Raw genomic sequence first — 23,391 nt, 5'->3', positions numbered from 1 at the left:
CCAGATCGCCAGTTGGTGATTAAATTGGTGGAAGAGGCTGTGGTAGCCAAATGCACGCGTGGGAGCGCTTGCGAGGCGCTTGGCATCAGCCAGCGGACGTATCAGCGCTGGTTGCTGGAGGCTGGCAGCGGCCAGGGCGATGGGCGCAAAGGCAGTCGACGTGTGGCACCGGCCAACAAACTGAGCGAAGACGAACGCCAGCAGATCCTTCTGGTCGCCGAACCCAGAACAAAATCAGCCAGAGGAACTAAAAAAAGCAGCATGACAAAACGCGACATCTTTGTTGACAACTACCGCTACTGGCACTCTTCGTTAAAGATGCGTGTGTAGTTTGCGAACTCTGTACGGGCGAGATCTTTCTCAATGACTGCCTTCGCCACCTCGAAGTCAACAACGTAACTACAGACCTCCATTGACCCGCTACCAATGCTTCCCCCGTCACACATTCCTATGCCGGTCCAACCTAAAGTCTCATTCATTCGATCTTCAAGCCGATGGCGCTTCTCGACGTCGTTGCTCGTACCCATACCATCGACTGCGTATTCAATAAGCAGAGTATGGTGATCGTCCATGTCGACGGGATGAAATCCCTGCGTAACCAAACGATCTAATTCTTTTTGAATTGCCTTCTCAGCCTTAGCGAACAAGGTAGAGCGAACGTTTCTGGATTCTCCCTTCGTACCGAGTTCGCCCCAATGAATGGTGTACGCGCCACTATCGTCCTGCCAAGTCTCCCAGTACTCTTTTTTCCCATCGGCGAAACGATATAGCTTCAACATAGATATTCCTTTAGTCCATACGGCGGCTTCAATCTATGATTGTCTGCTGTTGGCCGCAGCCAGCCCGCCAGCCCGCTAAGCATGCTCATGCCGCACAAGCTTAAACACGCTAACCGCCCGCGCCAGTTTAGCCGACTGGTCCTGCAGCGATTCCGCGGCCGCAGCAGCCTGTTCAACCAGCGCCGCGTTCTGCTGGGTCACGGTGTCCATTTGGCTGATGGCCTGGTTGATTTGTTCGATGCCGTGCTCCTGCTCGCCGCTGGCCGTGGCGATTTCGCCCATCACTAGGGTGACGCGCTGCACGCTGGCGACGATCTGCTCCATGATGGCGCCGGCCTGGCCGACCAACGTCGAGCCCTGTTCAACCTGGATGACCGAATCGCCGATCAGCGTTTTGATTTCCTTGGCCGCCGCCGCCGAGCGCTGCGCCAGGTTGCGCACTTCGGAGGCGACCACGGCGAAGCCGCGGCCCTGTTCGCCGGCGCGCGCCGCCTCGACGGCGGCGTTCAGCGCCAGAATATTGGTCTGGAAGGCGATGCCGTCGATGACGCCGATGATGTCGGCAATCTGCTTCGACGAGGCGTTGATGCCGCCCATCGTCGCGACCACCCGGGCCACCAGCGCGCCGCCCTGGCGCGCCACGTCCGAGGTCGACGCCACCAGCGCGCTGGCCTGGCGGGTGTTGTCGGCGTTGTGCTTGACGGTCGAGGTGATCTCTTCCATCGACGAGGCGGTTTCCTGTAGCGAGCTGGCCTGTTCCTCGGTGCGCGCGGACAGGTCGAGGTTGCCGGTGGCCACTTCGCTGGAGGCGGTGGCGATCGCATCGGCGCCGCCCCTGACGGTGCCGACGATGCCGCGCAGCGAGTTGTTCATGTCCCGCAAGGCCAGCAGCAGCTGGCCGGTTTCGTCGCCGGTCTGCGCGACGATGTCACCGCTCAAGTCGCCACTGGCGACCTTGCGCGCCGCCGCCACCGCCGTTTGCAGCGGCTTGACGATGCTGCGCGTGATCAGCGTGGCGCAGGCAATGCCGAAGGCGGCCAGCAGCGCGATCAGCAGCAGCATCAGCGTCAGGCCGGTTTGATACTGCTTTTCGATGTTTTGCGCGTTGGCGTTGATGCTCTCGCGCTGCATCGCCAGCAGCGCGCTCAGCGCCTCGTTGTATTGCTTCGCCGCCGGCAGGAATTGCTGCTCCATCAGGCGCGCCGAGGCGTCCGCGTCGCCGCCGCGCTTGGCCCCGATGGTGCCGTCGCGCGCCTTGATGTACAGCTTGCGCGCTTCGCCGACGTGCTCGTAGGCGGTCTTTTCGGCGGCGCTGGCAAGCAGCGGTTCGATGGCTTTCTGGATGTCGGTGATGCTGGCGCTGGTGGCGGCGATGTCGGCGGCGAAGAAGCTCGCCAGCGTGTCGTCGGCGCTGCGCACGATGGACGTGGTGCGCAGGATGTTGCTGGCGGTGTTGCGATACCAGTCCGAAACGAAGCGTTCCTTCGCCAGCGGTTGTTCGGCCATGGTGCGGGTTTCGATGGCAACGGTGCGTAGTTGCCAGATGCCGACCGCGCTGGCGGCGATCGCCACCACCAAAATCGAGGCGAAGCCGCCGAACAGCCGGGTGCCGATGTTAAAGTTGGTTATTTTCATCATGCGTCTCGATTCTGAACTGTGATTGACGATGTTGCTCCCGGCAAGATGCCGGTTGTCGCACGACAGGTATCGATCGGATACGCCGGATCGCAGCAACAGGACACGCTGTATGCGCGTCCTGGATTAGTTTAATGTAAATAGTTAATCTATGGAAACGGTTTCTGCCGCGTCGATGCGCACCTGCCGCCCCGGATGCGCCGCCGGCAGCCGCGGCCCCTGGCCGAACAGTTGCTGGCGCAGCGCGCCGTCGCCATATTCCTTGCGGTAGCGCCCGCGCCGCTGCAGTTCCGGCACGATCAGCTCAACGACGTCGCGCATGCTTTCGTGGGCCACCGCGAAGGCCAGGTTGAAGCCGTCGATGCCGGTGTCGTCCATCCACGACTCCAACTGGTCGGCCACCTGCGCCGGGTCGCCGACGAAGACCGGGCCGCGCCCGCCGATGCCGATGAATTCGGCCGCCTCGCGCACCGTCCATTTGCGGTCCGGGTCGGCCTGGCTGAACGAGGCCAGCGCCGAGCGCCCGGCGTCGGACTCGATGTAGTCGATGGTCGCGTCCAGCGGGAAACGGCTGAAGTCGACGCCGGTCCAGCCCGACAGCAGCGCCAGCGCCGCCTCGATGTCGACGTGGCCGCGGTACTCTTCGTACTTGGCCTGCGCCTCGGCCGCCGTGGCGCCGGTGACCACCAGCGCCTGCGCGTAAATCAGCAGGGCCTCGCCGTCGCGGCCGGCCGCGCCCACGGCGGCGCGCAAGTCGTCGGCGTAGCGCTTCACCACCGCCTTGCTCGGGCCGCTGACGAAGGTGCATTCGGCGTGGCGCGCGGCGAAGGCGGTGCCGCGCGCCGACGTGCCGGCCTGGTACAGCAGCGGCGTGCGCTGCGGCGACGGCTCGCACAGGTGGATGCCGGGCACGCGGTAGTAGCGCCCGGCGTGGTTGATCGGATGCACGCGCGAGGGCTCGGCGTAGACGCCGCGCGCCTTGTCGTTGACGACGGCGTCGTCGTCCCAGCTTTTCTCCCACAGCTTGTAGACCACGTCGAGGTATTCGTCGGCCAGGTCGTAGCGCTCGTCGTGCCCGAGCTGGCGCTCCAGGCCGAGGTTGCGCGCCGCGCTGTCGAGGTAGCCGGTGACGATGTTCCAGCCGATCCGCCCGCCCGTCAAATGGTCCAGCGTCGAGAGGCGCCGCGCGAAGCTGTACGGGTGCTCGTACGTCAGCGCGCAGGTGACGCCGAAACCGAGCCGCGTGGTCGCCTGCGCCATCAGCGGCACCAGCGCCAGCGGGTCGTTCAGCGGCACCTGCACGCCGCCGCGCAGAGCCGCGTCCAGCCCGCCCTGGTAGACGTCGTACACGCCCAGCACGTCGGCCAGGAAGATGGCGTCGAAGCGGCCCGCCTCCAGCAGTTGCGCCAGTTCGATCCAGTGCCGCGGATCGGTGTAGCGGTGGCTGGTGTCACGCGGATGCGTCCACAAGCCAGGCGACTGGTGGCCCACCGTGTTCATTTGGAAGGCGTTGAAGCGGATCGTTTTGCTCATGGTCCGGTGTTACTTCTTCGCGCTTTGCAGGGCCAGCTGGTAGTTGGGCTTCGAATAGCCGGCGAAGTGCTTGTTGGTCACTTCGAGGAATTCGCGCGAGCGGTAGGCCGCCGCCAGGTCCTTGGCGAACTGCTTGTCCTTGTCGCCGGTGCGCACCGCCACCAGGTTGATGTAGTTCGCCGAAATCTTCTCGGCGATCAGCGCTTCGGTCAGCTTGATGCCGGCCGCCAGCGCGTAGTTACCGTTGATGAAGGAGTAGTCGGTGTCGCCCAGCGAGCGTGGCAGTTGCGCCGCCTCCAGCGGGATGATCTTGATCTTCTTCGGATTGCCGACGATGTCCTTCTCGGACGCGCGCACCGGGTCGAAGTTGGCGCGCAGCTTGATCCAGCCCAGTTGGTCCAGCAGCACCAGCGCGCGCGCCTCGTTGCTCGGGTCGTTGGGCACGCCGACGCTGCTGCCTTCCTTGACCTCGTCGAGCGACTTGTGCTTTTTGCTGTAGATGGCGATGGGCGCGGTTGGAATCGTCACCAGGTCGGTCAGCGCCAGCTTGTGTTCGGTGGCGAATTTGTTCAGGTAGACGATGTGCTGGAACACGTTGGCGTCGAGCGAGCCTTCGGCCAAGGCGAAGTTCGGTTGCACGTAATCGTTGAACTCGACCAGTTTGATCTTGTAACCCTGTTTTTCCAGGATCGGCTTGATGCCCAGTTTGATCTGGTCGGCGTACGGGCCGGCGCTGGTGCCGATGACGATTTCTTTCGGGTCCTTGGCGGCGGCGAAGTTCGCGGCCAGGGCCAGGGTCAAGGCGCTGAGGATCAGGGTGCGGCGTGCGATGGTCATGATGTTTCCTTTAATTTGGGGTGAATGTAAAAGTGTTGGTGTTTCGATTAAAACCAGGGGCGTAACCCGATCTACGACACGCTAACAAACCTCCGCCTCAGCGTTTGTCGAGGCGCTTGGCGATGCGGTTGCCGGTGAACTGGATGGTTTGCACGATCAGCATCAGTACCGCGACGGTGGCGACCATGACGTCGGTCTCGAAGCGGTAGTAGCCGTAGCGGATGGCCAGGTCGCCGATGCCGCCGCCGCCCACCACGCCGGCCACGGCCGAGTAGGAGAGGAAGCTGATCGACAGCACCGTCAGCGCCAGCACCAGGCCGGCGCGCGCTTCAACGAGCAGCACGCGCAGCACGATTTGCAGTTCCGAGGCGCCCATCGCGTGGGCCGCCTCGATGACGCCGCGCGGCACTTCGCGCAGGTTCTGTTCGACCATGCGGGCGAAGTAGGGAATCGCGGCGAACGACAGCGGCACGGCGGCCGCCAGCGGCCCGATCGAGGTGCCGGCGATGACGCGGGTGAAGGGCACCAGCGCGACCAGCAAAATGATGAACGGGAACGAGCGCACCGCGTTGACGAACCAGCCGAGTATCAGCGCGGCGGGGCGGTTTTGCAGCGACTGGCCGTCGGCGATCAGGAATAGCAGCACGCCGAGCGGGCCGCCGATGACGACCGCCGAGGTCAGGCCGATGGCCAGCATGGTCAGGGTCTGGCCCAGCGCGGTCCACAGCTCGGGCAGCATGGCGATAATATTTTCAAGCATGTGCGCGCTCCTTGAATGCGGTCGCTTCGAAGGCGGGCGTGCCGTAGTGGGCCAGCTCGCGCCCCAGCGCGGTCTTGCGCACGGTGCCGGTGTCGGCCAGCGCGAATTGCTCGGCGATGGCGCCGTCCTCGATCACCGCGACGCGGTTGCAGATGGCGCCCAGCACCGACAGCTCGTGGCTGACGATGACGATGGTGACGCCGAGGTTCTTGTTGATGTCGCGCAGCGTGTCGAGCAGCGCGCGGGTGGTTTCCGCGTCCAGCGCGGAGGTCGGCTCGTCGCACAGCAGCACCGCCGGCCGGCTGGCCAGGGCGCGGGCGATCGCCACGCGCTGTTTCTGCCCGCCCGACAGTTGCGACGGGAAGCTGTCGGCTTTGCCGCTCAACTCGACCAGCGCCAGGCATTCGTGGACGCGGGCGGCGATGTGCGCGCCCTTCAGTTTGCCGTGGATGATCAGCGGGAAGGCGACGTTGTCGAACACGCTGGCGTTTTGCAGCAGATTGAACTGCTGGAAAATCATGCCGATGTTCTGGCGCGCGTCGCGCAGCTCGCGTTTGCTCAGCGCGGTCAGCTCGCGCCCGGCCACGGTGACGCTGCCGCTGTCGGGCCGCTCCAGCAAATTGAGCAGGCGCAGCAGCGTCGATTTGCCGGCGCCGCTCTTGCCGATCAGGCCGAAGACGTCGCCTTCGCGCACGTCCAGCGAGACCTTGCGCACGGCGTGGAATTGTTCGCCGCGCGGCAGCGCGAACGATTTGCTGGCGGCGTCGACGCGAATGACGGTGGCCCGCTTCGCGTCCGGCAGCGCGGATAGGTTGAGAGGTGTGCTCATATTTTTCTTAGGAGTAGGCGGTGGGTTCGGGCAGCGTGCCTTCAAGGGCAAAACGCCCCAGGTCACGGTACTTGTAGTCGATCGGGTCGTGCAGGGTATGTACGCGGACGTTGCGCCAGAAGCGGTCGAAGCCGTACTTGGCCGAGGTCGAACGGGCGCCGGTCAGCTCGAACATCTGGCTGCTGATCTCGACGCCGGCGCGGTGCGCCAGGCACTTGGCCTCGGCCACGGCGACCGCCAGTTCGCCGCGGTCGCGGGCGCTGATCAAGGCGCCCTTGTTGAAGACTTTGTCGAGTTCGACGCCGGCGTGGTCGGCCAGCAGCACGGCCGGGCGCAGCAGCAGCCAAAGTTGGCCGTAGCGGTGCTGGATCAGCGGGTCGGCGCTGGCCTTGGCGACGCCGGAGGCGAACCAGGCCTTCGCTTCGTCGCGGGTGTAATTGCGCGCCGCCTCGAAGGCGCCCTCGGCGATGCCCAGGTACAGATTCGTCATGATCAGTTGCGCCACCTGCGAGCGCAGCGTGGCCTGCGGCGTGGCTTCCTGCGCCGGCGCCTGCAACACCAGTTCGGCCGGCAGCGCAACCTGCGTGAAGTGGACGTTGCCGCTGTCGGTCTGGCGCTGGCCGAAGGCGTCCCAGTCCGGCTGCACGGCGACGCCGTCCTGGCGCGTCGGCAGCACGCCGATCAGCGCGCTTTGGCTAGGCGCGTGCCAGGCCGACACCGTCAGCCAGTCGGAGCCGACCGAGCCGGACGAGAAGCTCTTGATGCCGTCGAGCGTAAAGCCGTCGGCGGCGTCGGCGGCGACAGTGCGCTTGTCGAGCGGGTTCAGCGCGTTACCCCAGAACAGGCGCTGCTGCACCGTGTCGCTGAGCAGGCGGCGTTGCTGCCGCGCGCTGCCGTACAGGCGGATGCCGGCCAGTTGCAGGTGGTGGAAACCGAACACGTGGGCCAGGGCGCTGTCTGCCCGCGCCAGGATGCGGATGGTTTGGTAGACGGTGGCCCAGTCGGCGCCCTGGCCGCCGAATTCGCTGGGAATCGACAGCGTCAGCAGGCCCGACTCGCGTATCCATTCGCGTTCCCGGGCGGCGTGGCCGCCGGCCTGGTCGCGTTCGTTGGCCGATTCGGCCAGGCGTGCGGCCAGCGCCGTGGCGACTTGGATCGGATCGTTCGAAGATGGTGCGGAAGCGTCTGCATGGAGTCCATGCTGCGCCTTGATGAATGCTTTTGACATTGTGCAAAGCCGTTTGTAGTGGAATCGGTGGCGCAGTATTGCAGTGCACAACGGTGTTTGTGAACGATTAATTCCGTCTTTGCTTATGCGTAAATCCGAAGTGTACGCCCGTGGCGATATCCAGAAAACACATATCGAAGCGCGAAAGCATTCGTTCTGAATTTGCCGCGCCGGACTTAATCTGTCCCCTGAAACGACGCACCACCATCACGGAGAGATCGCACATGAACATACTATTATTAAGCGGTAGCCCGCAGATTCCATCCAGCTCCAGCCGCCTGCTGTTGCACGTCGGCGAGCAGATGGCGCTGCACGGCCACCGCACCAGCAAGCTGCATGTGCGCGACCTGCCGGCCAAGGCCTTGCTGCACGCCGACTTCGCCGACGTCACGATAGCGCGGGCCATCGCCGCCGTCGCCGCGGCCGACGCCGTCGTCATCGCCACGCCGGTCTACAAGGCCTCCTACACCGGTATCCTGAAAGCCTTCCTCGACCTGCTGCCGCAAGACGGCCTGGCCGGCAAGCTGGTGCTGCCGCTGGCCACCGGCGGTAGCCAATCGCACATGCTGGCGCTGGACTACGCGCTGCGCCCGGTGCTGCACGCGCTGGCCGCCAAGCACGTCCTGACCAGCATCTATGCCACCTCCGAGCAGCTTGAATGGAGCGAGCAGGGCGGCCTGGCGCTGGCGCCGGCGATCGCCGCGCGCGTCGGCGCCGGCGTCGAAGAACTGACGGCGGGACTGCGCACGCTGCGGCTGGCGCGCGCCACCGCGCCGCAACCCGACATCGATACCAGCGCACGGCCGGGGCGGTCGTTAAAGGACCTCCCGTACAGCCAGGTGCCGCCAACCCAATTAGAGCCAGAGACAGCGAGCCGGGGTGAGCCCCTCGGGGTCTGATCCCAGGGCCACGCTTCTGGTTCTCAATCTACATCGCGCCCCCGAACATTCAAGGAAAAACATGAGCACGCGTCACGAAATTCGCCTATCCCGCCGCCACGTACTGGGTCTGCTCTCCGCCGCCGCGGCCGGCGCGCTGGCGGCCGGCCTGCCCGGCGCCGCGCTGGCCCAGTCCAAACCGGTGCTGCGCATCGGCTACCAGAAATACGGCACGCTGACCCTGCTGAAAGGCCGCGGCACGCTGGAAAAACGCCTGGCCGCCAAAGGCATCGACGTCAAATGGACCGAATTCCCTGCCGGCCCGGTGCTGCTGGAAGGGCTGAACGTCGGCAGCATCGACTTCGGCACCGCCGGCGAGGCGCCGCCGATCTTCGCGCAGGCCGCCGGCGCCGACCTGGTCTACGTCGGCAACGAGCCGCCGTCGCCGTCGAGCGAGGCGATCGTGGTGCCGAAGGATTCGAAAATCCGTACGCTGGCCGATTTGAAAGGCAAGCGGGTGGCGCTGAACAAGGGTTCCAACGTGCATTTCCTGCTGCTCAAGGCGCTGGAAAAGGCCGGCGTCGGATACCGCGAGATCGAGACCGTGTTCCTGCCGCCGGCCGACGCCCGCGCCGCCTTCGAGCGCGGCAGCGTCGACGCCTGGGCGATCTGGGACCCGTTCCTGGCGGCCGCCGAAAAGCAGTTGGGCGCGCGCGTGCTGGCCGACGGCAAAGGGCTGGTGTCGAACCACCAGTTCTACCTGGCCGCGCGTTCCTACGCCGAAAAAAACCAGGAAATCATCCGCATCGTCATCGACGAACTGGCCAAGGTCGATGAATGGGGCCGCGTCAACCAGAAGGAGGTCGCCGCCGTGCTGGCGCTGCAAACCGGACTTGATCCGGCCATCCTGGAACTGGCCGCCGCGCGCTACGCCTATGGCGTCAAGTCGGTCACGCCGGACGTGGTGGCGCAGCAGCAGAAGGTGGCCGACGCGTTCTCGGCGCTGAAGTTGATCCCCAAGCCGATCAACGTCAAAGACGCGCTGCTGTCATTCAAGTTGTAATGTAAAAGGAAGAGAAAAATGTCGTTGAATGTCTTTTGGTTTATCCCTACGCACGGCGACAGCCGATACCTTGGCACCACCCAGGGCGCGCGCCCGGTCAACGCCGACTACCTGCGCCAGTGCGCGGTGGCGGCCGACACGCTCGGCTACGACGGCGTGCTGCTGCCGACCGGACGCTCCTGCGAGGACGCCTGGGTGGTGGCGTCGTCGCTGATCAGCGTGACGCAAAAATTGAAATTCCTGGTTGCGATCCGGCCAGGCCTGTCGACCCCGGGCCTGGCGGTGCGCATGGCGGCCACCTTCGACCGCTTGTCGAACGGGCGCCTGCTGATTAACGTGGTGACGGGCGGCGACCAGGGCGAGCTGGAAGCCGACGGCCTGTTCGCCGACCACGCCAAGCGCTACGAGATTTCCGACGAGTTCATCCGCGTCTGGCGCGCCACGCTGGCCGGCGAGGGCGGCGCCGCCGGCTACGATTTCGAGGGCAAGCACATCCAGGTGCGCGGCTCCAAGACGCTGTACCCGGCGGTGCAGAAGCCGTATCCGCCGCTGTACTTCGGCGGCTCGTCCGAGCCGGCGCACGAGCTGGCGGCGGAGCAGATGGACGTCTACCTGACCTGGGGCGAGCCGCCGGCCGCCGTGGCCGAGAAGATCGCCGACATCCGCGCCCGCGCCGCCAAGCGCGGCCGCACGGTGCGCTTCGGCATTCGCCTGCACGTCATCGTGCGCGAGACCAACGAGGCGGCCTGGCGCGCCGCCGATGAGTTGATCAGCCACCTCGACGACGACGTCATCGCGGCGGCCCAGGCGGCGTTCGGCAAGATGGATTCGGAGGGCCAGCGGCGCATGGCCGCGCTGCACGGCGGCCGCCGCGACAAGCTGGAAGTGTCGCCCAACCTGTGGGCCGGCGTCGGCCTGGTGCGCGGCGGCGCCGGCACCGCGCTGGTGGGCGACGCCGAAACGGTGGTGGCGCGGATGCAGGAATACGCCGACCTCGGCATCGACACCTTCATCTTCTCCGGCTACCCGCACCTGGAGGAATCGTACCGCTTCGCCGAGCTGGTGTTCCCGCTGCTGGGCAAGGGCAGGGACCACGGCGAGCAGTCGCTGAGCGGCCCGTTCGGCGAAGTCATGGCCAGCAACATCCTGCCGAAAAAGGCGGCTTGAGCATGCGCGCCGGCCGCGTCAAAAGCGGGTTCGAGGCGTTCGCGCCGTGGGCGCTGCCGGCCGCGCTGGTGCTGGCCTGGCAGGTGGCGGCGCAGGCCGGCTGGCTGTCGAGCCGCATCCTGCCCGAGCCGTGGGCCGTGGTTAAGGCGTTCTGGAACCTGGCCGAATCGGGCGAACTGTGGGTGCACCTGAAGACCAGCCTGTGGCGCGCCACGGTCGGTTTCGCCATCGGCGCCGGGCTGGGCCTGGCGCTGGGGCTGCTGACCGGCAGCGTGAAACGGGCCGAGACGCTGCTCGACACGACGTTGCAAATGATCCGCAACATCCCGGCGCTGGCGCTCATTCCGCTGGTGATCCTGTGGTTCGGCATCGACGAGACGGCGAAGCTGTTTCTGCTGGCGGTGGGCGTGTTCTTCCCGGTCTACTTGAACACCTTCCACGGCATCCGCTCGGCCGACCAGGGCTTGATTGAAATGGCCAAGAGCTACGGCCTGTCCGGCTGGCCGCTGTACCGCGACGTGATCCTGCCGGCGGCGCTGCCGTCGATACTGGTCGGCGTGCGCTTCTCGCTGGGACTGGTGTGGGTGCTGTTGATCGTCGCCGAAACCATCTCGGCGCAGGCCGGTATTGGCTACATGACGATGAACGCGCGCGAATTCCTGCAAACCGACGTTGTGCTGGTGGGAATACTGCTGTACGCGCTGCTGGGGAAATTCGCCGACGTTTTCTCGCGCCGGCTGGAGCGGTATTGCCTGCGCTGGAATCCGGCTTATCGCTGATTGGAACCGTCGACGCCAGTCGGGTTACGCCCTGGCGGGCTAACCCGACCTATGAATAACGCTAACTCGGAGCCGGGTCTGACCCCAGGGTTACGTCGACGCCGCCTAACTTAACTGGACATATATGATCTTCGCACCCGCCCAACTTGAATCCGACTTCCTGTCGCTGCTGATTCCAGCGGCCGTCGCCGAGGCGCCGCCGCGCGTCCCCAAGGCGCGCCAGGGCGTGCCGCTGACCCTGCGCGGCCTGTCGAAAGCCTACGCCGCGCGCACGGTGCTGAAAGACGTTGGCCTGGAACTGGCCGCCGGCGAATTCGTCGCCGTCGTTGGACGCAGCGGCTGCGGCAAAAGCACGCTGCTGCGCACCATCGCGCAATTGGAGCAGCTCGACGCCGGCAGCATCGTCGTCGGCAGCGGCCGCAGCAAGCCCGAGGTCCGCATCATGTTCCAGGAGGCGCGCCTGCTGCCGTGGAAAACCGTGCTTGACAACGTCGCGCTGGGTTTGCCGCGTTCGGTCGGCGCGGCCGCCGCGGCGCTGTGGACGGTGGGGCTGGCCGAGCGCGCCGACGACTGGCCGGCGGCGCTGTCGGGCGGCCAGCGGCAGCGCGTCGCGTTGGCGCGCGCGCTGGTACACGAGCCGCAATTGCTGTTGCTCGACGAGCCGCTCGGCGCCCTCGACGCGTTGACGCGGATCGAGATGCAGCAGTTGATCGAATCGCTGTGGCTGACGCGCGGCTTCACCGCCGTGCTGGTCACGCACGACGTGGCGGAGGCGGTGGCGCTGGCCGACCGCGTGATCCTGATCGAGGACGGCCGCATCGCGCTCGACGTCAAGATCGACCTGCCGCGCCCGCGCGCGCGCGGCAGCGCTGCGTTTGCCGCGCTTGTGCAACGCATACTGGCGCATGTGCTGGAGCATCCGGCGGTTGTGGAGCGGGCGGCACCGACGTCGCTGGCGCAGCTGCGCTGGGCGATTTGAGATGCTCGTTAGCCCGTCAGGGCGTAACCCGACATACGACACGCTAACTTTTAGTCGGCGCCGTCGGGCCGCTCGGGGAAGGGGCCTTCGGGGCGGCGCAGCAGGTAGTTCAGCACCAGCAGTTCGGTGGCGCCGACCAGCGCGATTACCCACCACGGCGGCGCGCCCGCGCACATGATCGCGAAGCCGATCGCCATGCCGATGCACGCCATGCGTTTGCCGCGGCGCGAGACGGCGCGGTGTTCGCGCCACTGCCGCAGCGGTGGACCAAAACGCGGGTGGTGCAGCAACCAGTGTTCCAGCCGCGGCGAGGAGCGGCTGAAGCAGGCCAGCGCCAGGATCAGGAAAATCGTCGTCGGCATCACCGGCAGCAGCGCGCCGATCACCGCCAGCACCATCATCAGCGCGCCCAGCGCGCCGTAGCCCCAGCGCATCAGCCGGGCCGCGCGTTCCCCGCGGGGCGCGGTGGCTTCCCCTTGCGTCGCCGGTTGCGTCATTCGGACGCGCAGCCGATGTGGTGGCGGGGCGTGTGGGGGGCTGCGTTCATGTGCTTCCTGTGTTGTGTTTGCTATGGATTTTAACCGCTGCGGGCGCCGGCCGATCACGGCACGAATCATTATCGATTTTCTCGATGATAAGTACGTAAACTTTACGTTTTACATCGATCTTTAGTAAAGGCATAATAGCCGTCACTAAAGCGCACCAGCGCGGCATCGAGGCATTGCGCTTGGGCTGTGAAAACTGAAGTATCAACCACCATACTGGAGTCTGACCCATGAAGCAATTGCTCGTCTTTATCGCCGCCGCCGGCATCTCGCTGGCCGCCGTCGCCGCGCCGGAAACCTATGTTATCGACAGCACCCACACCGCGGCGCGCTTCGAGTACAGCCACTTCGGTTACTCGACCCAGCAGAATCGTTTCGACACCACCGCCGGTAAAATCGTCATCGACCGCGCCGCCAAGACCGGCTCGGTCGACGTGGTTATCGACGCCAAGTCGGTCAACACCGGTTACTCCACGTTCAACAACCATATCCAGGGCGAGGATTTCCTCGACACCGCCAAGTTCCCAAGCATCACCTACAAGTCGAGCAAACTGAACTTCGTCGGCGACAAGCTGGCCTCGGTGGACGGCAACCTGACCATCAAAGGCGTGACCAAGCCGGTGACGCTGAGCGTGACCTCGTTCCAGTGCATGCCGCATCCTATGGTGAAGAAAGACGCCTGCGGCGCCAACGCCGTGGCCAAGATCAAACGCACCGAATTCAACGCCGGCAAATACGCGCCGAACGTCGGCGACGACGTCACGCTGACCTTCGCGATCGAATCGATTAAAGAGTAAGCGCGGCGGATGACAAGAATGGCGGCCCGGTTTTGCCGGCGCCGCCATTTTTTATGGGCGTTCGCGTTGGCGCAGGCTGGCCCCGCGCGCCGCTGCCACGCGCGCGCATGGCAGTATCCGGCGTCGAGCGGCGACAGCGGAACTCAGGGCGTGAAGTATTGCCGCCGCTGGTGCTGGCCCTGGTGCACCGGGAACATGGTGGCGTAGAACTCGGTCCAGCCGCCCATGCGTACCCGCACCAGGTTGTAGCGCTCGGGATCGTTGGTCGCCGCCTGGTAGGTGCCCAGGTCGGCGCAGGTCAGCGTGATCAGGTTGGAGCCGGTCTCGCCGCGGGCGTAGGCTTTGACGAAGCGTTGCAACTGGTCGAGCGGGAAATCCTCCTCGATGTTCATGTCCACCGGCGAGGCGTTCGACAGGCCGTGTTCGATCGATTCGACGCGCCAGCTTTGCAGCGACTGGTAGATGTTGCGGAAGGCGGGCGCGGCCGGCAGGTCTTGCGGCGCCGGCACCGGCGACAGGTCGGAGGCGATCGGCATGCCGTTGCGGCGCCCGTCGGCCGAGGCGCCGCAGCCCAAGCCGTCGCCGACATAACCCTCGAAGGTGCCGATGCCCGGCGTGATGACGAAGTCGAACTCGCCGTAGGTCTGGGCGATGCCCGCCAGCGCGCCTTGCAACGCCGGGTGCGGCTTGCGGATCACCTCGACGCAGGTGCGCACCAGGTTGTCCATCACCCAGGTGCCGAGGGCGTCGACCTCGCTGTGGCCGCTGCCCCATTTCGGCAGCGCCAGCGCGATGTCGCGCAGTTCCTGGTAGCGCCGGCCGCGTTCGCCGGCGTCGGCCGCGCCCAGCAATTGGCTCTGGTAGGGCTCGACCATGGTGTAGCCCCAGTCGTTGATCAGGCAGTCGAGCAGTTCGGGCAGGGTGGTGACTGCGGTGGCCGGGTCGAACACCAGTTTTTGGATCGCGTACAGCGAGTCGATGGTGTTCGAGGCGCCCACGCACAGCGGCGCGATCATGTTGAACTTGGCGCCGCCGTTGGTCAGGTCGCGGCCGGATTCGGTGCAGCCTTCGATCAGCGCCGATAGCAGCGGGCTCGGGCAGATGCCGGCCAGCGCGCCGAAGCCGCTCAGGATGGTGTTGTAGCTCTGGATCGTGATCCATTCGAGCTGGCGCAGGAATTGCTCTTGCAGCATGGCGAAGCTGGCGATGGCGGCGGCCGGCGGCGAACGGAAGGTCTGTTTCAGGCCGCGCAGGTAGACCGGGCCGGCCGCGCCGTAGCAGGCGCCCTGGTTGAGCGCCTGCTCCAGCGCCGTCATCGGCGTGACGTTGTTGAAGGAAAAGCCGGTGGCGCCGGCCAGCATCGGTTCGTAGCAGCCGTCGGCGGCGTAGTTGCGCGACCAGGCCAGCGAAACGTCGCCGGAATCGCGCAGCGCCTGGCACAGGCGGTCGTCCTGGTAGAGGATCGGATGGGCGCCGCCGGCCAACAGGCATTTGGCGGCCTCGTCCATGATCTCGTCGGGTATGCCGTCGTACACCCGCAGCGACAGCGTCGGCGCGTTGACCGGGATGCGCCGCGCCGCCTTCAGGCACAGCATCGTCACCGGGTTCACGCCGCCGGTCGGCAGCGCGTCGTCGTTGGCGACGTAGCCGCCGACGGTGATTTGCTGGACCCACTGGTTGATGCCGCCGCCCTGGGGGAAGTTGCCGCCGTAGCCGCACACGGCGGTGGTGCCGTAGTTGACGTAGTCGGTGATGTCGGCGCGGTTGGCGAAGGCGTTTTCACCGATTTTCAGCCACAGGCAGTCGATGATGTCCTGGGCCCGCTCGGGCGTGACGTTGTCGAGGCGCAGCAGCGGCCACAGGATCTGGTCCAACCGCCCCAGCGACGTCAGTTCGCCGACCAGGTGCAGGCAGCAGTGGAAGGAGTACACCAGTTGCACGCCGTCCTGGAAACTGGCGGGCGGCTGCTCGCGCAGGCGGCGCAGGCGCGCGGCCACGGCGCGCATATTCTCGGCGCCGTCGGCGCCGCTGTCGCCGGCGGCGCCGGCGGCGGTGGCGGCGGCGTCGGCCAGCTCGGCCCAGTTGGCCAGGTAGCCTTGCACCGCTTGCAGCGACACCAGCGCCGACTGGTGGAACTGCAACTGGTCGCGCGCGGCGGCGTCGTCGGGCTTGCCGCTCAGCCGGCTGGCGCTGGCGGCGACGTAATCTTGCATCTCCTCAATCAGGCCGTTCAGGCCGCGCTGCACCAGTTTCTCGTAGTTCGGCACCACGTGGCCCATCGCCGACCACTCGTTCAACTGGCCCTTGAGCCAGGCGGCCACGGTTTCATCCTCGCTCAGGTAGGGCAGCACTTCCTTGCCGCGGCCCAGTGTGAAGTCGGGAATCACGCCGACGATCAACTCCTCCGGGTAGATGCGCAGCAAGCCGTTGTGGCGGGCGATCTCGGAACCCGGACTCGACAGCAAGTCGGTCAGCGTGTAGCGGTTGGCGTTGGCCTTGCGCAGCGCCACCGGCTGGTCCGGCGCGCCGGCCGCCGGGTCCAGTTCGGCCAAGTGCGGCAGGCGCGGGAACGGGGTGCGCTTGAGCCAGCCGTCGGACCAGTGCGAGAAGGTGCGCGCAAGCAGGGCCAGCAGGCGCGGCGACGGCGGATCGCCGGCCACGTACTTGCCTTCGCTCATCTGGTGCAGATAGTCTTGCGAGTTGTAGAACATGTAGCCGTTCGGGCTGCGCACGTTCCAATGCGGGTCTTCCCGCACGTCGTCGAGGGCGGCCGACGGCACCGACAGCTCGCGCGCGTTCGGCACGTACCAGTAGCTGCCGGCGACGCCTTGCACCACGCTCATCAGGCGGTCGGCCGGGCGGTCCGGGCGTTCGCCCATCATGTGCCGGATAATGGTTTCAAAGCGCGGCTGGGCGCCGCAGAAGCCGACGAACATCAGCCCCTTTTCGCGCGCGGCGCTGCCGGCGTGCTCGCCGAAGGGCAGGGCCTGGCGCAGCAGCTTGAGATTGTCGCCGTTGCTGTCGAGCACGTGGACGCGGTGGATGTGGGCGTTGCGGTCGTGCTGCGGCAGCATCGCGCCGTGGGTGTCGCGGCCCAGCATGGCGTCCTGCGCGTCGGGCAGCATGTCGGCGATGCTGCCCCATTCGAACAGGAATTTTTGGGTGAAGCCGAAGCTGGCGCCGCGGAACTCGCCGTCGACCAGGATGTCGCTGGCCAGGCTGACGGGATCGTTCGGATTGGTGATGCCGTCGAGGTAGCGCCCACCCATGACCTTGCCGTCCGGGCGCTTGCCCAGCGGCAGGATTTCAATCTCGACCGCGAGCGCCTCCAGCGCGGCGCGCACCTCGCCCATCAGGCGGGCGGCGGTGGCGGCGCTGCCCGACTTGACATACAGCAGCACGTCGCCGCCAGTGTCGCGCAGCTTGGGCGAGTTGTTCAGCACCGTGCGCGAGACCGGAATGTCGCGCCCCTGCCAGCGGCCCCACAGCTCGGGGTTGAAGGCCGCCACCAGGCCGGAGTTGTCGGGCGCCGCCTTGGCCTCCCTGGCCAGCAGGCGTATCAGTTCGAGCAGGGTCTGCTGGGTCGCCTCGGCGTGGTCGCGCAAGGTGAGGGTGGCGATCTGGCCGAACACGGCGCGCGTCAACAGGCCGTATTGGGAGTGCTGGATGGCGTCGAACAACATGGCATGATCCTTTTCGTGGCGCGGCGGCGCCGGGAATGGTTGTGTGGGTTGTATTGCTGCAAGGAAAACAATTCTAATATAGTATTTACTGGAATTGTTGATATTTCATTTCCGGGGAACGAAAACGAAGGGCGTCGTTGGCGGTGGCGCAACGGACGCGGCTTTGAGCCGGGAATGGCGGACCACTGGCCCGGCTCAAAGCGTGTTACGCGCGCTGGAATTGCGTCATGAAACGTTGCAGCCGGGCCAAGGCTTCGTTCAGGTCGGCGCGGGAGGCGGCAAAGGACAGGCGGACGTGCTCGGCCGCGCCGCATTGGCCGAAGTCGTTGCCCGGGGTGAGGGCGACATGGACCTCGTCCAGCGCGCGTTCGCAAAATTGCATCGAATCGAGTCCGGTGGCGGCGACGTTGAAGTAGACGTAAAAAGCGCCGTCGGGCGGCACCGGTACCGGCAGGCCGATGCGCGCCAGGCCTTCGAGCACCAGCGCGCGCCGGGCCACCAGCTCTTCGCGGCGCGACTCGCAGATGGCGATTGTTTCAGGAAGGAAGCATGCCAGGGCCGCGTGCTGGGCCAGCGTCGACGGGCATATATAGTAGTTCTGCGCCAGCCGCTCCAGCACCGGGATCATCTCGGCCGGGGCGATGCACCAGCCGAGGCGCCAGCCGGTCATGCCGAAGTACTTGGAAAAGCTGTTGATGACGATGGCGCCGGGGTCGATGGCCAACACGCTTTGCGCCGGGCGGCCGGCGGCGTCGGCGTCGGCCAGCCCCAGATAAATCTCGTCGACGATGCGCCAGGCGCCGTGGCTGCGCGCCAGTTCGCAGATGGCGGCCAGCTCCTCGGGCGGCACCGAGGTGCCGGTCGGATTGCTCGGCGTCGCCACCATCAGGCCGCGGACGTCGTCGGACCAGTGCTGGCGCACCAGGGCCGCGTCGACCTGGTAACGCGTCGACGCGTCGGTCGGCACCAGCGTGACGTCGGCGCCAAAGCTCGCCAGGAACTGCCGGTTGCATGGGTAGGACGGGTCGCCGACCAGCACCTTGTCGCCGGGATTGACCAGGGCCGCCGTCACCAGCAGCAACGCCGCCGAGGCGCCGGCGGTGACGACCACGCGGGCGGGGTCGATCTGCACGCCGTAGGTCGTATCGTAGTAGCGGGCGATCGCCTGCCTCAGCGCCGGCAGGCCCAGCGCCGACGTGTACGGCATGGCGGTGCCGCGCAGCGCTTCCTGCATCGCGTTCACGACCGGAAGCGGCGCGCCGAAATCGGGTTCGCCCAGGCTCAGTTTGATGACGCGATGGCCCTGCGCTTCCAGCGCCGCCGCGCGGCTGCCGAACTCCATGGCGAAAAATGGCGCGACGGCGCGTGCCCTGTCAGAAAATTTCATGTTCATTTTTTAGCGTTTTCCTTGTTGTGTACGCCGGGCATGGCGAGCGCGGGGTTCGTCCCGGCGCCTTGCCGCAGGGTCCATGGCCGGTATTTTAACGCGGGCAAAGCCGTCGGCGGCCTGGCTTTTCCTGGAATGTTCAGGCTGTCACGCGCAAGTCACCGTGACGTAATATTTTCTTAATATTATCCTGCCTGCAAGCGAAGCGGCCGCCTCGTTCCCGATACTCCATCCCTGCCATGAAAGAAGAACCCATGTTGTCCCCGACCCCGACACGCCCCTCGCGCAGCCACGGCGCCCGCTTTTTGCTCGCCGCGCTGATGTGCGCCACGCTCGCCGCCTGCGGCGACAGCGCCGAGCCGCCGCCAGAAAAGCCGGCCGACACCTCCGATCCGGCGCGCAACTGTAGCGTCAAATCGCCCAACAACCGCTGCGCGCCCTGACTCCGCCACGCTCCCGTGCGCGACCATCCATCGCCAAGAAGAAAAATTATCCATGACCAATGACAATAGACGCGCCTTCCTGCGCAAAGCCGCCGGCGCCGGCGCCGCGGCCGCCACGCTTTCGCTGTTTCCGCCGGCCATACGCCGGGCTCTCGCCGTGCCGGCCAGCAACCGCACCGGCACCATCAAGGATGTCGAGCACGTCGTCATCCTGATGCAAGAGAACCGTTCCTTCGACCATTATTTCGGCACCTTGAAGGGCGTGCGCGGCTTCGCCGACCGCTTCCCCATCCCGCTGCCGGAGTCCGCCGCCATCGGCAAGCACAACGTCTGGTATCAGCTCAACGACAGCAACGCCGCGTTGCCGCGCGTAATCGCGCCGTTCCGCCTGAACACACAGCAATCCTTCGACTATATGCGCGTGTCGGGTACGCCGCACTCCTGGCCGAACGCCCAGGACGCGTGGAGCAACGGCATGCTCGACAGGTGGCCGACCTATAAGCAAAACCATTCGATGGGGTATTTCACGGAAGCCGATATTCCCTTCCAATTCGCGCTGGCGAACGCCTTCACGATCTGCGACGCCTACTATTGCTCCTTCCAAGGCGGCACCAATGCGAACCGGGTCTACGCGTGGACCGGCGCCAACGATCCCTTGCAGCAAGGCCACGGCCCGGTGATCGGCAATAGTTACGACAACCTCGACCACGATCCGACCGGAGGCTACGCCTGGACCACCTACCCGGAGCGCCTGCAGGCGGCCGGCGTCACTTGGCAGGTGTACCAGAACATGGACGACAACTTCACCGACAATCCGCTGGCCGGCTTCCGCAGCTTCCGCGAATCCTACGCCGGCGGGCGCAGCGCCGATCCGCAACTGCGCGAGCGCGGCCTGAGCACGCGCGACATCGACATGCTGAAGCAGGACGTGCAAAACAATAAGTTGCCGCAGGTTTCCTTTATCGTGGCGACGGCCGAGGGTTCCGAGCATCCCGGGCCGTCCAGCCCGGCCCAGGGCGCCGACTACACCGCCAGGGTGCTGGACGCGCTCACCGCGAATCCCGAGGTCTGGAGCAAGACCGTGCTGCTGCTGATGTTCGATGAAAACGACGGCTTCTTCGACCACGTGCCGCCGCCCGCCGCGCCCTCGTACATGCGCTGGAATGCCGACCCGGCCCAGGCGACGCTGGCGGGCGCGTCCACCGTCAGCACCGCCGGCGAATACCACAATTTTGCCAGCGCCGAGTCGGGCGAGTCGGCCGCGCTGATGCACCGGCCCTACGGCCTGGGGCCGCGCGTGCCGATGTATGTGATCTCGCCGTGGAGCAAGGGCGGTTGGGTCAATTCCCAGGTGTTCGACCACACCTCGGTGATCCGCTTCCTGGAGCAGCGTTTCGGCGTGATGGAGCCGAACATTACGCCGTGGCGGCGCGCCGTCTGCGGCGATTTGAGCAGCGTCTTCAACTTCAGCGATCCCGACGGCGCCGCTTTCGCCGCCGCCTTGCCCGACACCAAGGCGCTGGCCCAGCGCGCCAAACTACTGAGTTCGACGCGCACGCCGATCACGCCGGCCCTGCCGGAGCTGCCCAGCCAGGCCAGCGGCACCCGGCCGTCGCGGGCCTTGCCCTACGAGTTGCACGCCAGCGCACGCGTCCACGCCGACACGGTGCAGGTTGAACTGTTGTTCGCCAACACCGGGACGGCGGCGGCGGTGTTCCATGTCTACGACAAGATGAATTTGAAACAGGTGCCGCGCCGCTACACGGTGGAGGCGAACAAGGATTTGAAGGGCGCCTGGGCGCTGGGCGATCAACTCGGCGCTTACGATCTGTGGGTGCTCGGCCCGAACGGATTCCACCGCCAGTTCAGCGGCAACGCCAACGCGTCGCGCACGGGGCCGAATCCCGAGATCCAGGTATGCTACGACGTCGTCAACGGCAGCGTGACGGTGAAATTGCACAACACCGGCGCCGCCGCGGCCACCTTCTCGGTGGGCGCCAAGGCGTATTTCGATCCGGCGCCGTGGATTGTCAGCGTGGCCCCGAACGGGACGGCGGAGCAGACCTGGCCCTTGTGTGACTGCGGCAACTGGTATGACTTCCTTGTGCAGGTGAAGGAGTTGCCGGCTTATGCGCGGCGCTTCGCCGGTCGTGTCGAGACCGGTAAGGACGGGATCAGCGATCCCGCGATGGGGGGCTTGGCCGTTAGCTGAAGCGCCGGGCCGCCGCCGACGCCGGTCGGCTTACGCGCCGCGCGCTAACCCGACCAACGACAAGCGTTCAGGCAAGTAGCTTTAGTCCGGGCGGCAGCGCTTCGCCCAGCATGCGCCGCTCGCTGGCCTGGTCCAGTTGTACCACTTCGCGCACCATCGCGGTCCAGCCCGGCGGCGCGTTGACGGCAGCCAGGCGGCGGAGGACGGTGTCGCGCAACGCTTGCGGGATGTCGCGCGTGCGGTCGCCCGTCATGCGCGCCATGTGGGCGGCGGCGAAGCCGGCCGGCTCGACGCGTTTCCAATCCAGCGCCAGCACGGCGTCCAGCCATTCCGCCACGACCTCGACCGGCACCACGTCGTGCGCGCTGCCGTAAAACGGCTGGCGCGCGCCGATCCTTCCCAGCGCCCACAGCCGGCGGGCGTCGATGCCCTCGGCACCGGCACCTTGCGCCGCGTCGCCGCCGCCCAGGCGGCCCAGCAGCCAGGCGCCGATTTCGCTTTTGTAGCTTCCCGGAATGCGTTCGAGCGAGGCGCCCAGGCGCATCATGTCGTCGTCGCCGCCTTTGACCAGCGTGACCGGACGCTGGCGCTGCTCCTCGGGGTCGGCTTGCAGGTTGAAGGCGAAGTCGTCGAGCAGGCGCAATTGTTGCGTGGCGTCCAGGCCGCCGCCGACGCGGCGCCACAGCGTCCACCATTCGGCGCAGACCTGGCTGTCCTTGTGGTGTTGCACGCCGGCGTCGAACAGCGTCCATAGTTGCTCGATTCGCCATTCGTCGAGCGGGTAGCCGAACCCCGGGCGCAGGCAGAAGCCGGCCAGGTTCAGCCAGGTCCGCTCGTGCTCGGCGGAACGGCGCCGGCCGCGCGCGCGTTGCAGCAGCGCGTCGAAGAGTTTGCGCAGCAGCGGCGTGTGCCAGTTTTCGCGCCCGCCGAGCAGCTTTTCCAAGCGCAGGCGCAATTGCTTGACTTCCTTCGCCGCCACTTGTTGCGATTTGCCGCCGAAGATGCGTTCGATGGCGGCCAAGGCTTCGGCCAGGCGCGGCGGCATGCTGGCGTCGTGTTCGGCGGCGGCGTCGGCGCCGTCGCCGGCCTGGTCCTGGCCGCGCAACTGGAATTCCAGCAGCCAGCGCTGGGCCGGGGCGGCGTCGCCGTCGGCCGCCACGCAATGCACTTCCAGCGTGCCCACTTCGGTCAGCGCGGTGGCCAGTTGCACCGGTATTTCATGTTTCTCGTCGCGCTTTTCGGCCTGCTTGTCTTTCGATGCGCGCGCCCGCAGCACGGTGGCGATCGGCGGCAGGCGCACGTAGTCGCCCTGGTTCAGGTCGACCAGTTCGCCCAGTTGCGGCGGCGTGCCGGCCTCGGCAATGGAGGAGGCGAGGTGGAAGCGTACCGGCCGTCCCAGGCGTAGCGCGAAGATACGCTCCGTTAGACGGATTTCCCGGCCCTGCGCGCTGCCGCGCGGCAGGATGCAGATGGCGCGCTGGACCCGCGCGGCGGCCGGCTGGCCGGGCGCCGGCTCTTGTGCCTTTTCTTGCTCCAGCACCAGGAAGTAGCTGCGCGGCGAGCCGCCGCCGATGGTCGGCGCCCGGCCCAGCCGGCCCAGCGCGTAGGCGACGCCGCCGCGCGCCACGGCGACGTCGGGATTGTCGTTGTGCAGCAGGCGCAGCGGCGCGCCGCGCCAGTTGGCCAGGGTCGCTTGCAGGCGCCGCGCCAGCGCGTCGGCGCGGAACACGCCGCCGTTCAGCAGCAACGTGTCGGGAATGGCCGGCGGGGGGGGGGGGGGGGGGGGGGGGGGGGGGGGGGGGGGGGGGGGGGGGGGGGGGGGGGGGGGGGGGGGGGGGGGGGGGGGGGGGGGGGGGG

18 protein-coding genes and 2 pseudogenes are annotated in these 23,391 nt (G+C 66.5%); 9 read left to right on the top strand and 11 right to left on the bottom strand.

The features are described 5' to 3' along the window. A pseudogene (locus ACFDR9_RS20020) lies at positions 1–330 on the top strand (hypothetical protein); the annotation flags it as partial. Here the strand turns inward: ACFDR9_RS20020 and ACFDR9_RS20015 are convergent. The 7 genes from ACFDR9_RS20015 to ACFDR9_RS19985 form a co-directional block, all read right to left on the bottom strand. After that, positions 297–779, bottom strand: coding sequence for a hypothetical protein (locus tag ACFDR9_RS20015; RefSeq protein ID WP_409032121.1), 483 nt, complete (start codon positions 777–779; stop codon positions 297–299). The pseudogene ACFDR9_RS20020 and the gene ACFDR9_RS20015 sit on opposite strands and share 34 nt — an antisense overlap. 75 nt (positions 780–854) lie before the next feature. Then, positions 855–2,417 (bottom strand): methyl-accepting chemotaxis protein, encoded by a 1,563-nt coding sequence (locus ACFDR9_RS20010; RefSeq protein WP_409032120.1) that lies wholly within the window; start codon positions 2,415–2,417, stop codon positions 855–857. A gap of 141 nt (positions 2,418–2,558) precedes the next feature. After that, positions 2,559–3,947, bottom strand: a complete 1,389-nt coding sequence (locus ACFDR9_RS20005) for an LLM class flavin-dependent oxidoreductase (RefSeq protein ID WP_409032119.1) — start codon at positions 3,945–3,947, stop codon at positions 2,559–2,561. A 9-nt stretch (positions 3,948–3,956) separates the two neighbouring features. Continuing rightward, positions 3,957–4,784, bottom strand: coding sequence for a MetQ/NlpA family ABC transporter substrate-binding protein (locus ACFDR9_RS20000; protein WP_409032118.1), 828 nt, complete (start codon positions 4,782–4,784; stop codon positions 3,957–3,959). A gap of 97 nt (positions 4,785–4,881) precedes the next feature. After that, positions 4,882–5,544 (bottom strand): methionine ABC transporter permease, encoded by a 663-nt coding sequence (locus ACFDR9_RS19995; RefSeq protein WP_409032117.1) that lies wholly within the window; start codon positions 5,542–5,544, stop codon positions 4,882–4,884. After that, positions 5,537–6,373: a methionine ABC transporter ATP-binding protein gene (locus ACFDR9_RS19990; protein ID WP_409032116.1), complete on the bottom strand. Its 837-nt coding sequence runs from the start codon at positions 6,371–6,373 to the stop codon at positions 5,537–5,539. Before ACFDR9_RS19990 ends, ACFDR9_RS19995 begins: the two co-directional genes overlap by 8 nt. Before the next feature lie 7 nt (positions 6,374–6,380). Further along, positions 6,381–7,601, bottom strand: coding sequence for an acyl-CoA dehydrogenase family protein (locus ACFDR9_RS19985; RefSeq protein WP_409032115.1), 1,221 nt, complete (start codon positions 7,599–7,601; stop codon positions 6,381–6,383). A gap of 224 nt (positions 7,602–7,825) precedes the next feature. Here ACFDR9_RS19985 and ssuE point away from each other — a divergent pair, with 224 nt between their 5' ends. From ssuE to ACFDR9_RS19960, 5 genes are all read left to right on the top strand, one after another. After that, entirely contained in the window at positions 7,826–8,500 is a 675-nt protein-coding gene (ssuE, locus tag ACFDR9_RS19980; protein WP_051068201.1) for an NADPH-dependent FMN reductase, read from the top strand. Positions 8,501–8,561: 61 nt separating this feature from the next. Further along, positions 8,562–9,542, top strand: coding sequence for a sulfonate ABC transporter substrate-binding protein (locus tag ACFDR9_RS19975; RefSeq protein ID WP_409032114.1), 981 nt, complete (start codon positions 8,562–8,564; stop codon positions 9,540–9,542). An 18-nt stretch (positions 9,543–9,560) separates the two neighbouring features. After that, positions 9,561–10,709 carry an FMNH2-dependent alkanesulfonate monooxygenase gene (gene ssuD / locus ACFDR9_RS19970; RefSeq protein WP_409032113.1) on the top strand — a complete coding sequence of 383 codons (1,149 nt, stop codon included), beginning with the start codon at positions 9,561–9,563 and terminating at the stop codon, positions 10,707–10,709. Between the two features lie 2 nt (positions 10,710–10,711). Next, positions 10,712–11,488 (top strand): aliphatic sulfonate ABC transporter permease SsuC, encoded by a 777-nt coding sequence (ssuC, locus tag ACFDR9_RS19965; protein WP_026132458.1) that lies wholly within the window; start codon positions 10,712–10,714, stop codon positions 11,486–11,488. A gap of 124 nt (positions 11,489–11,612) precedes the next feature. Continuing rightward, complete coding sequence (locus ACFDR9_RS19960) at positions 11,613–12,467, top strand: ATP-binding cassette domain-containing protein (RefSeq protein WP_409032112.1); 855 nt, start codon at positions 11,613–11,615, stop codon at positions 12,465–12,467. A 50-nt stretch (positions 12,468–12,517) separates the two neighbouring features. On the opposite strand, the gene ACFDR9_RS19955 is transcribed toward ACFDR9_RS19960, so the two are convergent. After that, complete coding sequence (locus tag ACFDR9_RS19955; RefSeq protein ID WP_026132459.1) at positions 12,518–12,901, bottom strand: YbaN family protein; 384 nt, start codon at positions 12,899–12,901, stop codon at positions 12,518–12,520. A gap of 341 nt (positions 12,902–13,242) precedes the next feature. On the opposite strand from ACFDR9_RS19955, the gene ACFDR9_RS19950 reads away from it, so the two are divergent. Continuing rightward, positions 13,243–13,809, top strand: a complete 567-nt coding sequence (locus ACFDR9_RS19950; RefSeq protein WP_017874958.1) for a YceI family protein — start codon at positions 13,243–13,245, stop codon at positions 13,807–13,809. Between the two features lie 143 nt (positions 13,810–13,952). Here ACFDR9_RS19950 and ACFDR9_RS19945 read toward each other — a convergent pair whose 3' ends face one another. Both ACFDR9_RS19945 and ACFDR9_RS19940 read right to left on the bottom strand, forming a co-directional pair. Continuing rightward, positions 13,953–17,492, bottom strand: coding sequence for a Dyp-type peroxidase (locus ACFDR9_RS19945; RefSeq protein ID WP_409032111.1), 3,540 nt, complete (start codon positions 17,490–17,492; stop codon positions 13,953–13,955). 205 nt (positions 17,493–17,697) lie between these two features. Then, complete coding sequence (locus ACFDR9_RS19940; protein WP_409032110.1) at positions 17,698–18,879, bottom strand: aminotransferase class I/II-fold pyridoxal phosphate-dependent enzyme; 1,182 nt, start codon at positions 18,877–18,879, stop codon at positions 17,698–17,700. Between the two features lie 254 nt (positions 18,880–19,133). Here ACFDR9_RS19940 and ACFDR9_RS19935 point away from each other — a divergent pair, with 254 nt between their 5' ends. Both ACFDR9_RS19935 and ACFDR9_RS19930 read left to right on the top strand, forming a co-directional pair. After that, positions 19,134–19,322 carry a hypothetical protein gene (locus ACFDR9_RS19935; protein ID WP_409032109.1) on the top strand — a complete coding sequence of 63 codons (189 nt, stop codon included), beginning with the start codon at positions 19,134–19,136 and terminating at the stop codon, positions 19,320–19,322. Between the two features lie 52 nt (positions 19,323–19,374). Further along, positions 19,375–21,534: a phosphocholine-specific phospholipase C gene (locus ACFDR9_RS19930; RefSeq protein ID WP_409032108.1), complete on the top strand. Its 2,160-nt coding sequence runs from the start codon at positions 19,375–19,377 to the stop codon at positions 21,532–21,534. 67 nt (positions 21,535–21,601) lie between these two features. Here ACFDR9_RS19930 and ACFDR9_RS19925 read toward each other — a convergent pair. Beyond that, positions 21,602–23,391 (bottom strand): annotated as a pseudogene (locus ACFDR9_RS19925) (molecular chaperone DnaK); the annotation flags it as partial.

It is taken from the genome of Janthinobacterium sp. CG_23.3 (genome assembly GCF_046115965.1).
Classification (GTDB): domain Bacteria; phylum Pseudomonadota; class Gammaproteobacteria; order Burkholderiales; family Burkholderiaceae_D; genus Janthinobacterium.
This window is presented reverse-complemented; position numbering and strand designations above follow the sequence as displayed.

Bases quoted from the DNA above. Each gene is read 5' to 3' on its own strand.
- ACFDR9_RS20015 (WP_409032121.1), bottom strand. From the start codon at position 779: ATGTTGAAGCTATATCGTTTCGCCGATGGGAAAAAAGAGTACTGGGAG.
- ACFDR9_RS20010 (WP_409032120.1), bottom strand. From the start codon at position 2,417: ATGATGAAAATAACCAACTTTAACATCGGCACCCGGCTGTTCGGCGGC.
- ACFDR9_RS20005 (WP_409032119.1), bottom strand. From the start codon at position 3,947: ATGAGCAAAACGATCCGCTTCAACGCCTTCCAAATGAACACGGTGGGC.
- ACFDR9_RS20000 (WP_409032118.1), bottom strand. From the start codon at position 4,784: ATGACCATCGCACGCCGCACCCTGATCCTCAGCGCCTTGACCCTGGCC.
- ACFDR9_RS19995 (WP_409032117.1), bottom strand. From the start codon at position 5,544: ATGCTTGAAAATATTATCGCCATGCTGCCCGAGCTGTGGACCGCGCTG.
- ACFDR9_RS19990 (WP_409032116.1), bottom strand. From the start codon at position 6,373: ATGAGCACACCTCTCAACCTATCCGCGCTGCCGGACGCGAAGCGGGCC.
- ACFDR9_RS19985 (WP_409032115.1), bottom strand. From the start codon at position 7,601: ATGTCAAAAGCATTCATCAAGGCGCAGCATGGACTCCATGCAGACGCT.
- ssuE (WP_051068201.1), top strand. From the start codon at position 7,826: ATGAACATACTATTATTAAGCGGTAGCCCGCAGATTCCATCCAGCTCC.
- ACFDR9_RS19975 (WP_409032114.1), top strand. From the start codon at position 8,562: ATGAGCACGCGTCACGAAATTCGCCTATCCCGCCGCCACGTACTGGGT.
- ssuD (WP_409032113.1), top strand. From the start codon at position 9,561: ATGTCGTTGAATGTCTTTTGGTTTATCCCTACGCACGGCGACAGCCGA.
- ssuC (WP_026132458.1), top strand. From the start codon at position 10,712: ATGCGCGCCGGCCGCGTCAAAAGCGGGTTCGAGGCGTTCGCGCCGTGG.
- ACFDR9_RS19960 (WP_409032112.1), top strand. From the start codon at position 11,613: ATGATCTTCGCACCCGCCCAACTTGAATCCGACTTCCTGTCGCTGCTG.
- ACFDR9_RS19955 (WP_026132459.1), bottom strand. From the start codon at position 12,901: ATGCGCTGGGGCTACGGCGCGCTGGGCGCGCTGATGATGGTGCTGGCG.
- ACFDR9_RS19950 (WP_017874958.1), top strand. From the start codon at position 13,243: ATGAAGCAATTGCTCGTCTTTATCGCCGCCGCCGGCATCTCGCTGGCC.
- ACFDR9_RS19945 (WP_409032111.1), bottom strand. From the start codon at position 17,492: ATGTTGTTCGACGCCATCCAGCACTCCCAATACGGCCTGTTGACGCGC.
- ACFDR9_RS19940 (WP_409032110.1), bottom strand. From the start codon at position 18,879: ATGAAATTTTCTGACAGGGCACGCGCCGTCGCGCCATTTTTCGCCATG.
- ACFDR9_RS19935 (WP_409032109.1), top strand. From the start codon at position 19,134: ATGTTGTCCCCGACCCCGACACGCCCCTCGCGCAGCCACGGCGCCCGC.
- ACFDR9_RS19930 (WP_409032108.1), top strand. From the start codon at position 19,375: ATGACCAATGACAATAGACGCGCCTTCCTGCGCAAAGCCGCCGGCGCC.